Source organism: Bacillus cereus group sp. N12 (assembly GCF_016483575.1).
In the GTDB taxonomy this organism is placed as follows: domain Bacteria; phylum Bacillota; class Bacilli; order Bacillales; family Bacillaceae_G; genus Bacillus_A; species Bacillus_A toyonensis.
Genome location: NZ_JAEHBO010000015.1, coordinates 38,300 through 51,996, shown reverse-complemented (window position 1 = coordinate 51,996; position 13,697 = coordinate 38,300). Strand labels below are relative to the sequence as shown.

The window sequence follows — 13,697 nt, the reverse complement described above, 5'->3', positions numbered from 1 at the left end:
CTTTATATTTCGGTTTTTATAATTGAACAATCTTTACATAAATAAAAATATATATTCATTTCCCCGAACTGGAAATCAACTACTGAAATAAGTTTCCGTTCCTTAATATCTTGTGTAATTGTAGCAACATACTTCATTTCTTTAGAGCAAGTTGGACATGCAGAATCCTCTGGAAGATCTTCATATAATGGTGCCCCTAATAATCTACAAACATATTCTGAACCGAACAAGTCAAAAGCTTCCCAGTAACTATCCTCATCAGTAGGTATATCTTCATTTTTCATATTTATAAGCTTTACAGTTGTTTTTGGTAATGAAACTGGAAGCTTATCTTCCTCTTCCATTACCCATTCTTCTGTATTTTCTTGCCGTATAATTTGAACTGTTTTACCTCCATTACTTAATTGGAAATATTGTGGCTCCCACACCATTGCACAATTCAAGCATGAAACTAATGGTAAAATATTTAGTTCTCCACTTTTAAGTTCAGCAAGCCGCTCATCATTCAAATCAAAACAAATGATTTGGTGCATCTTCTCACCACATAACTTACATACTGGTAAATGACAATCTTGATCGCCGAAATAATGATTATACAAATCTTTCCCTTCGATTACTCTATACCCTTTCTTTTCATTGCAATATGCGCCATATAATTCCGTTGTCATATTCCATCCTCGCTTTATATAAATGTGATCCACCATATAATATTAATTAACACTAAAAAGCATCGTCTTCCTGCATAGTTTCTATAATAAATCCTTTTAAATTTCGGGCTATTTCTTCCATTTCCGCATCTTCGTGATACCAAATATATATTTCATCACAAACTATTCCGTTATGTATTTTAAAGCACAATTTATCCCCTGAACCATCGTCACCAATTATTATAAGGTCTTCAGATATATATTCATCTCTCAACTCAATATTTTGTCTAACTACATCGTCCCAAGTTTTTGCTACATTTTTATTATCTTTAATAGGATATAATATCCATTCCCCTATTTCAGCGTTATTTACTAATTTAAAAAGATCTCTATATTGTGCCGGGAAAACAACACCTAACTTTTCTTCGGTTTCTTTTATATACAATTCAAATACACCTTGTTTCTTTGTTTCAATAATTTCTCTTACTTCTTTCATACAATACACCTATCCTTTGAACTTAATTACACGAATATGAGTGAAAGTGCTTAGCAAATAATTTAATTTATATATTTCATTATATATTAACCCTTCGTTGCCATCATACTGTTCTTGTCAATTTCTCAATGAATCACACTAACTCAAAAAATAAAAGCCAGCCTCAATAAAGAGAACTGACTTCTATCTAGATAACTATATATATTATAGAATTTTCACTTTAACGGTTTGTCTTCCCCAATTCATAGCTTTACTTTTTGACCCCATTAAAACATCAATGCGATTACCTTTAATTGCACTTCCGGTATCTCCAGCGATGGCTTCTCCATAACCTTCTACCCATACTTTAGATCCTAAAGGAATTACTTTCGGATCAACTGCGATAATTCTCATATTCGGATTAGCCGTTAAATCATGCCCCATCGCAGTTAAAACGCGTCCACCATATGTACCATTTTCACTTGGATCAGCAGTATATGCTGTCGCTACTACCGTTAATTCACGTTTAGCAGACTGTGTGTTATTTTTAGATTCTTCTTTTGCTTTCGCTTCTTCTTTAGCCTTTTCTATTTCTCGAGCTTTCGCTTCTTCCTTAGCCCTTGCTATTTCTTGTGCTTTTGCTTCTTCCTTAGCCTTTGCTATTTCTCGAGCTTTCGCTTCTTCCTTAGCCTTTGCTATTTCTTGCGCTTTCGCTTCTTCCTTAGCCCTTGCTATTTCTTGTGCTTTTGCTTCTTCTTTAGCCTTTGCTATTTCTTGCGCTTTCGCTTCTTCCTTAGCCTTTGCTATTTCTTGTGCTTTCGCTTCTTCTTTAGCCTTTGCTATTTCTTGCGCTTTCGCTTCTTCCTTAGCCTTTGCTATTTCTTGTACTTTCGCTTCTTCCTTAACCTTTGCTATTTCTTGTACTTTCGCTTCTTCCTTAGCCTTTGCTATTTCTTGTGCTTTCGCTTCTTCTTTAACTTTTTCTACCTCTTTTACTTTTGCTTCTTCCTTAGGCTTCGCTATTTCTTGTACTTTTGTTTCTTCTTTAGGCTTCGCTATTTCTTGCGCTTTCTTTTCTTCCTTACCTTTTGCTACTTCTTGTACTTTTACTTCTTCCAGCACTTTTGTTGTTTCTTTCGTTTTTGCTATTTCCTGTATTTTTGCTACTTTCTGCGTTTTGGCTTCTTCCTTAGCTTTTACCGCTTTTTGTACTTTCGCTACTTGCTTCGTTTTCTCTCCAGTTTTCTTTTCACTTGGTGCTGTACTTGATAGGAAAGAAACATTTGCATAAGCTGTTTTTCCTTTATACTCAAATTGTAGCCATCCGTCTTTTGCTTGATGCGTTGATTCAATTACATCATCTTTTTTCAGTCTACCAAGAATTTCTGATTCTGTGTTTGCTTCAGAGCGTACATTTAACAAGTTTGCTGTTACATGATAAATATCTTTTGTAAACTCCGAACTTACAAACAATTCTTTACCATTTAAATCAATTTTTGACCATCCTTCTTCGGTATTTATTACTTTTAACTTTTGTCCTTCTTTTACTTTTTCGATAACTTTTGATTCCGTAGTTGGCTTTTCACGTACGTTGAGTACATCCGCTGTTACAATCGTTTCTGCGATAGCAGATGTAGTAAAAGCCCCCAATCCAAAAACTGTTGCTGTTGCTGCGCCAATTATTTTTTTCATATTAGCCTCCATTGCTTTTTTTGGGTTTTATGAAATGCTCCCATAAAATTAGGTAATTTCACGGAATATCAAAACATTTGCAACGATATATTTATACCCCCTAATATACCGTTATTAAAACCCTTTACTCCAATAGTATCAAATTCTCATTTTTAATTCTATAAATTATCAATCTCTTTATCTTATATAAATGTTTCTAATCCTTTTTCTTTTTACTAAATAGTCGTTGCAATTCCTGCCAGAAATAAACTTACAATTGCTAAAAATGAAGTACCGACTATAGCCCCTCTTAAATGGAACATGTAATCTTTATATCCCTTCATCCCATCCGTACAAGGAATAACAACAAACCTCGGAGTAATCCAGCAAAAAATAAGCCAATCAATTATAATTAAATCTACTAAATTGAAGATCATTAAAATGCCTAAAGTATGTAAATAAGCTTCAATATACAATAATTTTTCTTGTTGATGTAGTATATATGTAGAAACGAAAGGAGTACCGAAAAGAATTATATTGTATGCAATATTAAAGTAAATCGTTTGCTTTTTTTCATGAATTGATTTCGGAAAAACTACCTTTTGAATATCTTTCGGATAATCATTTAATGATAGACGAGGATTATAATATACAGACCCCAATATCATTACGGAAAGTACAATAGACATAATGACACCAACATACATCATTTGCTCAAATTGACTCATAAGCCTCATTCACCCTTTTCTGTAATTCCTATGTAAGTCATTCACTTAATTACACATTGTATGTACGGACACAACTAAAAATTATCTTTTTTGCCAAATCAAATTCCTTGTAATATAAATACAGTTTTTATACAGTGAAAGCCTAATTAGTACAGATAGGATTGGTGGAACCTATGAAAATTGAACATATCGCAATTTGGGTAAATGATTTAGAATTAATGCGTGATTTTTATATAAAATACTTTAACAGTAAATCAAACTCTTTATATCATAATGAAGCGAAACAATTTGAATCTTATTTTATTACGTTCGAATCTGGAGCAAGGATCGAACTAATGCGTAAAAAAGGTATAGAAAACCAGCCTAACCTTCATATAACTGGCTATGCACATATGGCTTTTTCTGTCGGTAGTGAAGAACGTGTAAATACATTTACTACAACATTACAAAATGATGGTTACCCTTTATTAAGTGGACCTCGTTTCACTGGAGATGGATATTACGAAAGTGTGATAGGCGATCCGGAAGGTAATCAAATTGAAATTACGATTTAGCTTACTTTTTCTTTTCTGAAGAACAAATAAAAATTGGTTTGGAGGAATATTATGCAAAAGCTATATTTTACTAAATATGGAGCAACAGATTTCAATCAATATTTCCAACTCGTATCAAATGAAGAAGTGATGGCGCAAATTACCGAGCGTGCCATTCCGTTAGATGAGGCACAAAATGACTTTGAAAAATTGTTAAAGCGCAACGAAAAGCATCGGCTATTTGGCTCCTATAAAGTGTATGACTCTATTACAAATGAATATATCGGCCTTGGACACGTTACACTCAGTGAGGAAAATGAAAAAGAGGCTGAAATTGGTTATATGATTTTGCCAGGATACTGGGGAAAGAGATATGGTAGTGCGATTGCAAAGGAATTAATGCATATAGCGAAGCAAACAGAAGTAAACGTATTAAAAGCAATTATTGATCCGAATAATATCCCCTCTCGTAAAATATTATTAAACTTCGGTTTTACATCTGAAAAAGTTTGCGAGATTGATGGATTGCCTGGGGAGATTTTGAGTACATATATTTAACTATATAAAAAAGCAGTGCTACATTTGAACTAACCGTAGCATTGCTTTTATCTTTTATTATTATAAAAATCCATTTTCACTTTAATACGAACTAAATCATTATTTCTTTATCTCGTCTACTACACTTTGAACTAAAGAGATAAGAGCTTCCTTTGTATCCTCATCTGTTACCTTTGCATCATCACTAAATTTAGTGCGCACTGATGGGATTAATAGCGAACCATTTTGAACGATAATTGTATCTAGCATACCTAGCGTAAGTAATAATGATTCATGAGCTTTATCCCCTCCAGCAATCGACGGTGAAGCTGTTATAATAGCAACTGGCTTTTTATAAAGTTCCGCTGATGAAACAAGCCATTCTAATGCATTCTTCAAAACTCCTGGAATACTTTTTGCGTACTCTGGTGTACAAATAATAAGTGCATGTGCCTCACTTAATGTCTTTCGAAATTTTTCAACAACAATCGGTGCTCCAACTCGATCTACATCCGGATTAAAATGAGGTAGTTCCCCTATCCCATTATAAATAGTGTAATCTATACCTTCTGGAATAAATGCTGCTAAAGTTTTTAATACGTTTGTGTTGGATGACCCTTCCCTAATACTTCCTGAAATCGCTATGACCCTTTTGTGTTTACACATATGATCCCTCCTAAGAACATCATACTGATACAGCCATAGAAAAATCAAAAATATTGAATCATTTAACAAATGTACATCCGTTAAATTTGTTTACATAATAATATTATGAGTATAAAAAACGAATCAGTTATTACTTTCACCGTTTTTCATTTAGTCTCTACATACCACGCACTATTCCACCACCGAAAGTAAAACTTTCTCAAGCTCTTTTTTAGACAACATACTATCGTTTATATACACTTGGTATGCATTTCTTCCTTCTTTTACAGGTACTACTATTTTTTTATTTTAACATGTTGGATATGCATTAGAACCCAAATAACGTTCTTTTATAATTTGACGATGATGAAGCTCATGACCAGCGATAATGTTTGCTAATGCAAGAACCGTGACTTCAGAATTGTTCGCGATTCCCCTTTGTAACCAGGCTTCTTTATCTAAACTTTTAAGCAAATGCACAGTAGATTGGCGAACAACTGTTAAATTCTCAAGAAGATCTTGCATAGATTGCTTATCAAAAGCTGCTCTAAGAACATACATATCATCGTTATATCCAGGAAGTTCTGCTGTCTCGCCTCTTGCTATGGAAAGCAATCGATATGCCATAATACGTTCAGTATCCACAATATGACCGATTACTTCTTTTATACTCCATTTATTAGGAGCATATCGAAAATGTCCCTCACTATCAGAAATATCTTTCAATAAAAGATTTGTTTCCTTCATTTGTTGCTCTAGAATACGTATGATATCTCCATTTGGTATTAAATTTATGTACGTTGAATAATACGGATTATATTCATTTGCGTCTGGTCTCTTTTGCATGCTTATCATCCTTTTTATCTTATCTTTATATACAACTTATCATAAATTATTATCATATTAATCAGATGATTTAAATTCTAAAACAAAAGGTCCCCTTCCTATAGAATTACATTAACAAAGCGACTCATCCCCAAGCTTCCAACTAAACCATCTCCCATGCCCTTCCGTTTCCCCAACAGTTTCACGATATTCGTTTCCGTTAATATAATAATCAATATGAAGATCACGATCCCACATGTTATTATATAGGTGGAATACATCACGTTTTGCACCAATTTCTTTCATTTGTTTTTCTAGCGTATGTTTTACATTTTCAGGTATTTGGTTTGCCACATGTGTATGGAAAATACAAATAACAGCATCTTCCCTTATTTGATTTACAATGGCCGGAAGAAGCGCTACACCGTCCCCTTCAATTAATTGCACTGATTTTTCTTTTACAAGCGTCGCTGCTTGGTCAAACATTTCAAGCCTTTCTTTATGTTCTGGCCAAATGAGTGCACGTAACCATAAATAATCTTCCCCATTATGTAAATCATTCACATGTAAGTCCAGTCCGATTCTTTCTACGACAGATGGGCTTTCTTTTAGAAAATGCGGCACATTCGCCCCTCTTATTTCAGAAGTTACATGCACATTTGAATTTATATTTCCGTACATTTCATCCGTCCCGTACGAATAACGGTATTGGTCCCAGAACAGTTGCAACCCAGAACTTGTCCCAATTTCAATTAACGCTAACGGCTTCTTCACTTTGTTAAATATGTAGCAGAAACTTGGGTATAAGTATGCGCACCGTCTTACTTCATTCGTTTGAACAAGTTTTGTTTGTAACAAAGTAATGATTTCTTCTCGGTACTCTTTACAGAAATCTTTAAAATGATTAAAAGCTTTATCTAAATTTGTATCGGCATTTTCAACTAAACTACTATAATACGTTTTTAAATGATGTTCTTTCCCTGCTAACAATAAATAATGTACTGCACCTAATAATAAGTTTGGGACTGGTTGATCTACCTGAGCATAGGACGATAGTGTAAGTACTTCCTCATCTTCAGCAATTTTCATTGATAAATATTCATATAAATCACTTGACCCTTTACATTCCTTTATTGAAAAGTTTCGAAATAAGTTTGAAATTTGCTCTTTTGTACGCATTAAAGTCCCTCCTTTTCATTTTTCAGAATAATCTTACCATTACTGAGAGAAAAATCCCATAAAAAGGTACTCGATTTAGTCACTTAAGGATACGTAAGCTTTTTCGAGATAATTTCAAACTGTAATTTTTTTCTATTCATTAACTGAAAAGTGCTTGTTAAATAAGAATTTTGGCAAATAAAACGTTAAATAGTTTAAAATTATCAGATAACACTAGATATTTTAGTCTATTAATTATTATAATAGAGTATGAGATGGTTATATAATTGAGACAAAAAAGGTATACACCTAGGTGGGGCCTAGGCGGTGTTTCTCTTTTACGGCTTAGACATAGAAAACACCTACTCTTTTTTGCCAATATAGGGGATGGAGAGATTATCATGAGCAACATGCAGCAAAAAACAGACGTTATCTTAATTGGTGCAGGAATTATGAGTGCAACGTTAGGCTCATTACTAAAAGAATTAGCACCTGAATGGGAAATTAAAGTTTTTGAAAAACTCGCAAGTGCCGGGGAAGAAAGCTCTAACGAATGGAATAATGCAGGTACAGGGCATTCTGCGCTATGCGAACTGAACTATACTTCCGAAAAATCTGACGGATCTATAGATATTAGTAAGGCTGTAAAAGTGAATGAGCAATTCCAGCTTTCAAGACAATTTTGGGCATATCTTGTAAAAAGCAAATTAATTCGTAATCCACAAGATTTTATTATGCCACTTCCTCATATGAGTTTAGTAGAAGGGGAAAAAAATGTAGAGTTTCTAAAAAATCGTTTTGAAGCGCTTTCAAAAAATCCACTATTTCAAGGAATGGAGTTTTCTGATGCTCCTGAAACATTAAAAAAATGGCTTCCTCTCATTATGGAAGGTCGTACATCTAATGAACCGATGGCTGCAACGAAGATTGACTCTGGAACAGATGTTAACTTCGGTGCATTAACACGTATGTTGTTTGATTACTTACAAACGAAAAATGTCGAGCTAAACTACAAACATAGTGTCGAAAATATTAAACGCACGAAAAATGGTTTGTGGGAAGTAAAAGTACACGATATGAATAGTGGTAAAATTGAGCATCATACTGCAAAATTTGTCTTTATCGGTGGCGGTGGCGGTAGCCTACCTCTACTACAAAAGACAGGTATTCCTGAATCAAAACATATCGGTGGATTCCCAGTAAGTGGACTATTTATGGTATGTAAAAATCAAAAAGTAATTGAGCAACATCATGCAAAAGTATACGGTAAAGCTAAAGTTGGTGCTCCACCAATGTCTGTACCTCATCTAGATACGAGATATATAGATAATAAAAAAGCTTTACTGTTCGGACCGTTCGCAGGGTTCTCACCTAAATTCTTAAAAACTGGTTCAAATCTTGACTTAATCGGTTCTGTAAAACCGAATAACGTCTTAACGATGTTAGCTGCTGGTGTAAAAGAAATGGGACTAACAAAATACTTAATTCAACAAGTTATGTTATCACATGAAAAACGTATGGAAGAATTACGCGAATTCATTCCGAACGCAAAAAGTGAAGATTGGGATATTGTAGTTGCTGGGCAACGTGTACAAGTAATTAAAGATACTGATGCTGGCGGTAAAGGCACACTTCAATTCGGTACAGAAGTTGTAAGTGCAGCTGACGGATCAATCGCTGCATTACTAGGTGCTTCACCAGGTGCTTCTACTGCCGTTCACGTCATGCTTGAAGTATTAGAAAAATGTTTCCCTGATCGTATATTAGGATGGGAAGAAAAAATAAAAGAAATGATTCCTTCTTATGGCATTTCTCTTACTGAAAATCCAAGACTATTCCAAGATTTACACACTTCAACTGGACGTACACTTGGATTAAACGAAAAAGAAACTGTTCATAATTAATGAATACATTCACAAAATGACATAATAAAAACGTCCGATATATTCGGACGTTTTTTCTTCTTTAAAAATTATACTTATCAATATTATCTTTCGTAAAGACAACTCGCTCTGGTAATACGATAATTCCGTTTCCTTCTGCCTCATAGTCATATCCTTGTATGGAGTTAGGCTCTACTTTCACTTTTCCGATACCTTTTACTTCGAAGCTATCCCCTACTTTTAACTTCTTCCCTTTTACAACAATTTCATTTGCTACATATGTTGCGAGAGCCCCTTGCTGTTTTACATCCCATAATCCAAATTGTTGTACTGTTCCTCGTTTTACATAATCACGCATAACGTTCGGCGTAGAAAATCCAGTTACAACTACTTTTTTATCCATTTTTAAATTTTCTGCTGCTTGTGCCATTGCTGGAAGTGCTGTTGCATCTGGACAAATGACTGCGTTTATATCAGGATACGTTTTTAATATGTTCTCCCCTACTGACAAAGACTTTTGCGCATTATTTTCACCATACTGAGTCGTTACAATTTCCCAGTTCGGATATTTCTTTTTAATTATTTCTTTCGCCTTCGTTACCCATTGGTTTTGATCCGTTACAGTTGGACTTGAATAAAAGAATGCTACTTTTCCTTTATCTCCAATTTGCTTTGAAGTCATTTCAATCAATACATTAGCAAGTTGATCTGGTGTTCCTTGACTTATATAAAAAGAACGATCTTTCGGATTCACATCAGAATCCCACGTTAACACTGTCATCCCTTTTTTCTTAGCACGTTGCAGTGATTGTGATAGGCCGTCCACCGACGTAGAAGAAACCATTAATGCATCATAGTTTTGGTTAATAAAATTATTTATATATTTCACTTGTCCTGATACACTCGCTTCAGACGGTCCATCATATTTTACTTGTACACCTAGCTTATCCCCCATCTCTTTCGCGCCTTCACCACCTGATGTGAAGAAACCAACTCCAGTTAATTTCGGGATGAATGCAAATTTTACATCATCAGCCTTTTTCTTATCTGCTGTTTGACTAGAGCAAGCAATTAAACCGATTAAACAAATACATACAATAATAACAATCCCCAGTTTTCTCTTCATGACATTTCCCCCTTATGCAAATTCCTTCTTTTTCCCGCTAAGAATGGATGTACTTTGAAATGTCTCATAATAACTGAAAGAATAAGGATAATACCAATCACTACATTGGATTGTTCATTAGTTAAGCCTGTCATTTGCAAGCCATACTGCATTAGTCCTATAAATACACTCGCTAGTACAGTACCGATAATACTTCCTTTTCCCCCTGTAATAAGTGTCCCGCCTAATACGACTGCTGTAATGATCGGTAAAATCGTTTCACTTCCCATATCAGCACGTGCGGAACCAAAATATGCAGTTAAGAAAGCTCCCCCTAATCCACCTCCTAACCCAGAAATTATATAAGCGATGATGACTACTTTCTCCGTTTTGATTCCGGTGTATTTCGCTGCATTTTCGTTTGCGCCTGTTAATTTTACGTGGCGCCCATATATGGTACGATGAAACAATACAGTGCATAAAACAGTTAATACGATTAGGATCCATAATAGATTAGGTATTCCTACTAAACTACCATTTGCCAGTTGCACATACGCATCAGGTAAACCACTTATTCCTTCGTATCCAGAAGCGCCCGCACCTCCTGAAATGACGAGTGCAATTCCTCCGTATAAAAACATCGTTCCGAGTGTAACGACAAGTGGTTCTACACCTGTCATTTTTATAATGATTCCGTTTAAAGCGCCCGCTAAGCAACTTATTATTAGGGCGATTATGACAGCAAACAAAATAGGTATTCCGCTCATCCAAAGTACACCAATCAAAATCGAAGTGAGCCCCATTATTGAGCCGACCGATACATCAATTCCACCTGTTACAATAACGAAAGTCATTGGTATCGCCGCGATTGCGATAAATAGGAAATCATTTGTACTAAAAAGGAGATTACTAACGTTGAAGAAATCACTATTTAGAAAACTAAAGAGAATGAATTCTATAAGAAGGAATACGATTAGAACACCTTCCCATCTGTAAACATGCTTCATATATTCATCCTCCTTTCTGCTCTCCACTTTTTCATTACACTATCTAATATAATAATAAGTAATAGTAAAAATCCTGAAATAGCATTATTCCAAAATGCTGGTATTTTTAAAAAGACGAGTGAACTGCTTATTGCTTCTAAAAATAATGCACCTAATGCGGCCCCAAATATAGAACCTGTTCCCCCTTTTAAATGAATTCCTCCTAGCACAGCAGCTGCGATAACCTGTAGTTCTATTCCTGTACCTGTTTGATTTGGAACGAAGCCGATATTCATAACAAAAATGCAACCAGCAAGTGCCGCACTTAAGCTCGATATAATAAACGCATTTATCTTCACTTTATTAACAGGTATCCCAATGAGTCTTGCACCATTTTCATTATCACCTACCGCATAAAAGTATCTTCCGTACGGCACTTTCATTAAAAAGAAATAGAGTAGTAGTAAAATAATAAGAACAGTCCATACAGTTATCGGTAGACCAAGTATGACGATAGATGACAGCTGCTTAAAATCGTTTGGAATATCTTCAATCCACTTCCCGCCTGTGAAGATTAACATTGCACCTCTAATAATTCCTAGCATGCCTAATGTCATAATAATGGCTGGTACCCGAAACTTCGCAACGCCAATCCCGTTTAAGAAACCGATAATAGTCCCAAGTATCATAGTAGCAATAATTGAAAAGAATGCACTATACCCGTTCGTTAACAACATTCCGCAAACCGCTGCGCTTAATCCCATAATCGAGCCAACTGATACGTCTATATTTTTCGTAAATAAGACGAAAGATTGGCCAATTGCTAGAACGACTAAAATAACGCTTGATTTCATCATTAAAGATAACGAGTTAAACTGAACAAAACTAGGATTTATCATTCCGACAATGGCTATATACATAAGTAGTAACAGTATGATAGACGTTTCGTGCATTTTATACATGCGTTTCATTCCGTTACACCCCCATATGCAAGACGTGTAACTTCACCTACACTCATTTGTTCTTTCTCTAAATGAGAAACAAATTGACCATTTCGCATTACATATACACGGTTAGAAAATTGGACAATTTCCTCAATATCTGAAGAGATCATTAATATGGCGAGTCCTTCCCCTTTCATTTTTTCTATCGCCTCATACACTTCAAGTCTTGCTTTTGCATCAATTCCGCGCGTCGGTTCATCGAGAATAATAATTTTTGGGTTACATGCTAAATATTTCGCAAGCACGACTTTTTGCTGATTACCTCCTGATAAAGATGCCAGTTCTTCATTCATGTTTGGCACAACAATTCGAAACTGGTCTATATACGACTTCGCTAAAGCGCTTTCTTTTTCTCGGCTAATAAAAAAACGATTATTTTGCTGTAAACATGCTGCTGTAATATTTTCTGTTACAGATGCGATTGAGAAAATCCCATTCCTCGCTCTATCCTCTGGCACATAAACGAGTCCTTCGCCTAGCCTTTTATGCAAAGAAAATGTATCAATAGATTTTCCTTCTAATAAAATAGACCCTGTTTTTATAGATTTCAATCCAAATATTGCTTCTGCTAATTCAGTTCTACCTGATCCAACGATGCCAGCAATACCTACAATTTCTCCAGCGTGTACAGCGAATGATATATTTGAAAATGCGTGGCCAGTTACATTCGTTACTTCTAATATTTTTTTCGTCCTTTCTATCTCTTGAACTACTTCTCTTTTTTCTTCCTGTTTATATCCTTTTGGCAATAGTCCCTCCATCAGCATGTCATAAGTATAGTCACATACATCCCCTTGGCTTATAATCATTCCATCACGTAATATCGCTACTTTATTAGCAATTTCAAAGATTTCTGGAAAACGATGCGTAATGTATATCATCCCAATTCCTTTTTCTTGTAAACTTTTCATCAACACAAAAAGACTCTTCATTTCGTGAGTTGTTAATGTCGATGTTGGCTCATCTAAAATAAGAATCTCGGCTTCTCGTATTAATCCCCTAACGATTTCTACTAATTGTTGCTGCGCAATGGATAACGATGCTCCTAGCTCATAAAGGGCAATATCCCAACCTAAACTGTCCATTAATTGCTGAATCTTTACTTTCAGTTCCTTTTTCTTTCTGTTTAGCCCAATACATATATTTTCTTCAATAGTCATATGCGGAAAAATGAGTGGTTCTTGTGGTATTAAATACATACGTTCTCGATGTGCTTCTGACGGATTTGAAAATTGTTGCCTCTTTCCTTTTACATACATTTCTCCACTATCATACGAATATAACCCCGTTAATATTTTCATTAATGTTGATTTTCCAGCACCATTTCCCCCAACTAAAGCGTATATATCTCCACGCTCTACTTGTAAGTTCACTTCTTTTAGCACAAGTTGATTTGAAAACGCCTTACTCATTTTCTTTACTTGTAATAAGGGTATGTTCTCCACATGATGTCACCTGCCTTTATCCCGCTATTTACTACCCGTTCATGCCCGATTAGTG

14 protein-coding genes are annotated in these 13,697 nt (G+C 35.0%); 3 read left to right on the top strand and 11 right to left on the bottom strand.

What is annotated here, in order from left to right; all coding sequences use genetic code 11:
- Positions 1 to 2: 2 nt before the first annotated feature.
- The 4 genes from JDS92_RS10625 to JDS92_RS10610 form a co-directional block, all read right to left on the bottom strand.
- Positions 3 to 668 (bottom strand): hypothetical protein, encoded by a 666-nt coding sequence (locus tag JDS92_RS10625; protein WP_106080556.1) that lies wholly within the window; start codon positions 666 to 668, stop codon positions 3 to 5.
- A 52-nt stretch (positions 669 to 720) separates the two neighbouring features.
- On the bottom strand, positions 721 to 1,143 hold the full coding sequence (locus JDS92_RS10620) for an SMI1/KNR4 family protein (protein ID WP_016108632.1): 423 nt from the start codon (positions 1,141 to 1,143) through the stop codon (positions 721 to 723).
- 204 nt (positions 1,144 to 1,347) lie between these two features.
- Positions 1,348 to 2,814, bottom strand: coding sequence for a cell wall-binding protein EntB (gene entB / locus JDS92_RS10615; RefSeq protein ID WP_097959416.1), 1,467 nt, complete (start codon positions 2,812 to 2,814; stop codon positions 1,348 to 1,350).
- A 215-nt stretch (positions 2,815 to 3,029) separates the two neighbouring features.
- A complete protein-coding gene (locus JDS92_RS10610; RefSeq protein ID WP_140158476.1) occupies positions 3,030 to 3,521 on the bottom strand; it encodes a nitroreductase in 492 nt (163 codons plus the stop codon).
- A gap of 173 nt (positions 3,522 to 3,694) precedes the next feature.
- Between JDS92_RS10610 and JDS92_RS10605 the strand changes: the two genes are divergently transcribed.
- Both JDS92_RS10605 and JDS92_RS10600 read left to right on the top strand, forming a co-directional pair.
- Positions 3,695 to 4,075: a VOC family protein gene (locus JDS92_RS10605; RefSeq protein WP_199631915.1), complete on the top strand. Its 381-nt coding sequence runs from the start codon at positions 3,695 to 3,697 to the stop codon at positions 4,073 to 4,075.
- Between the two features lie 51 nt (positions 4,076 to 4,126).
- Complete coding sequence (locus JDS92_RS10600; RefSeq protein WP_001171007.1) at positions 4,127 to 4,612, top strand: GNAT family N-acetyltransferase; 486 nt, start codon at positions 4,127 to 4,129, stop codon at positions 4,610 to 4,612.
- A 99-nt stretch (positions 4,613 to 4,711) separates the two neighbouring features.
- Here the strand turns inward: JDS92_RS10600 and JDS92_RS10595 are convergent, their stop codons facing one another.
- From JDS92_RS10595 to JDS92_RS10585, 3 genes are all read right to left on the bottom strand, one after another.
- Positions 4,712 to 5,257, bottom strand: coding sequence for an NADPH-dependent FMN reductase (locus JDS92_RS10595; protein WP_098711519.1), 546 nt, complete (start codon positions 5,255 to 5,257; stop codon positions 4,712 to 4,714).
- 288 nt (positions 5,258 to 5,545) lie between these two features.
- A complete protein-coding gene (locus JDS92_RS10590) occupies positions 5,546 to 6,082 on the bottom strand; it encodes a DinB family protein (protein ID WP_097959415.1) in 537 nt (178 codons plus the stop codon).
- A gap of 111 nt (positions 6,083 to 6,193) precedes the next feature.
- The gene (locus JDS92_RS10585; RefSeq protein ID WP_097959414.1) at positions 6,194 to 7,240 is read right to left on the bottom strand and encodes a DUF2332 domain-containing protein; all 1,047 of its coding nucleotides are present in this window, start codon (positions 7,238 to 7,240) and stop codon (positions 6,194 to 6,196) included.
- A gap of 380 nt (positions 7,241 to 7,620) precedes the next feature.
- Here JDS92_RS10585 and JDS92_RS10580 point away from each other — a divergent pair, with 380 nt between their 5' ends.
- Positions 7,621 to 9,123 carry a malate:quinone oxidoreductase gene (locus JDS92_RS10580; RefSeq protein ID WP_000069153.1) on the top strand — a complete coding sequence of 501 codons (1,503 nt, stop codon included), beginning with the start codon at positions 7,621 to 7,623 and terminating at the stop codon, positions 9,121 to 9,123.
- Between the two features lie 61 nt (positions 9,124 to 9,184).
- Here JDS92_RS10580 and lsrB read toward each other — a convergent pair whose 3' ends face one another.
- The 4 genes from lsrB to JDS92_RS10560 are packed head-to-tail and all read right to left on the bottom strand — an operon-like array spanning position 9,185 to position 13,642.
- Positions 9,185 to 10,228, bottom strand: a complete 1,044-nt coding sequence (gene lsrB, locus JDS92_RS10575; protein ID WP_000823645.1) for an autoinducer 2 ABC transporter substrate-binding protein LsrB — start codon at positions 10,226 to 10,228, stop codon at positions 9,185 to 9,187.
- Positions 10,225 to 11,214 carry an ABC transporter permease gene (locus tag JDS92_RS10570; protein ID WP_000683486.1) on the bottom strand — a complete coding sequence of 330 codons (990 nt, stop codon included), beginning with the start codon at positions 11,212 to 11,214 and terminating at the stop codon, positions 10,225 to 10,227. Before JDS92_RS10570 ends, lsrB begins: the two co-directional genes overlap by 4 nt.
- Complete coding sequence (locus tag JDS92_RS10565) at positions 11,211 to 12,164, bottom strand: ABC transporter permease subunit (protein WP_199631914.1); 954 nt, start codon at positions 12,162 to 12,164, stop codon at positions 11,211 to 11,213. Before JDS92_RS10565 ends, JDS92_RS10570 begins: the two co-directional genes overlap by 4 nt.
- Entirely contained in the window at positions 12,161 to 13,642 is a 1,482-nt protein-coding gene (locus tag JDS92_RS10560; protein ID WP_000427976.1) for a sugar ABC transporter ATP-binding protein, read from the bottom strand. The genes JDS92_RS10565 and JDS92_RS10560 overlap by 4 nt, the downstream gene beginning before the upstream one ends.
- Positions 13,643 to 13,697: the final 55 nt, after the last annotated feature.

Excerpts from the sequence above, each read along its gene's own strand:
- JDS92_RS10625 (WP_106080556.1), bottom strand. The coding sequence starts at position 668 with ATGACAACGGAATTATATGGCGCATATTGCAATGAAAAGAAAGGGTAT.
- JDS92_RS10620 (WP_016108632.1), bottom strand. The coding sequence starts at position 1,143 with ATGAAAGAAGTAAGAGAAATTATTGAAACAAAGAAACAAGGTGTATTT.
- entB (WP_097959416.1), bottom strand. The coding sequence starts at position 2,814 with ATGAAAAAAATAATTGGCGCAGCAACAGCAACAGTTTTTGGATTGGGG.
- JDS92_RS10610 (WP_140158476.1), bottom strand. The coding sequence starts at position 3,521 with ATGAGTCAATTTGAGCAAATGATGTATGTTGGTGTCATTATGTCTATT.
- JDS92_RS10605 (WP_199631915.1), top strand. The coding sequence starts at position 3,695 with ATGAAAATTGAACATATCGCAATTTGGGTAAATGATTTAGAATTAATG.
- JDS92_RS10600 (WP_001171007.1), top strand. The coding sequence starts at position 4,127 with ATGCAAAAGCTATATTTTACTAAATATGGAGCAACAGATTTCAATCAA.
- JDS92_RS10595 (WP_098711519.1), bottom strand. The coding sequence starts at position 5,257 with ATGTGTAAACACAAAAGGGTCATAGCGATTTCAGGAAGTATTAGGGAA.
- JDS92_RS10590 (WP_097959415.1), bottom strand. The coding sequence starts at position 6,082 with ATGCAAAAGAGACCAGACGCAAATGAATATAATCCGTATTATTCAACG.
- JDS92_RS10585 (WP_097959414.1), bottom strand. The coding sequence starts at position 7,240 with ATGCGTACAAAAGAGCAAATTTCAAACTTATTTCGAAACTTTTCAATA.
- JDS92_RS10580 (WP_000069153.1), top strand. The coding sequence starts at position 7,621 with ATGAGCAACATGCAGCAAAAAACAGACGTTATCTTAATTGGTGCAGGA.
- lsrB (WP_000823645.1), bottom strand. The coding sequence starts at position 10,228 with ATGAAGAGAAAACTGGGGATTGTTATTATTGTATGTATTTGTTTAATC.
- JDS92_RS10570 (WP_000683486.1), bottom strand. The coding sequence starts at position 11,214 with ATGAAGCATGTTTACAGATGGGAAGGTGTTCTAATCGTATTCCTTCTT.
- JDS92_RS10565 (WP_199631914.1), bottom strand. The coding sequence starts at position 12,164 with ATGAAACGCATGTATAAAATGCACGAAACGTCTATCATACTGTTACTA.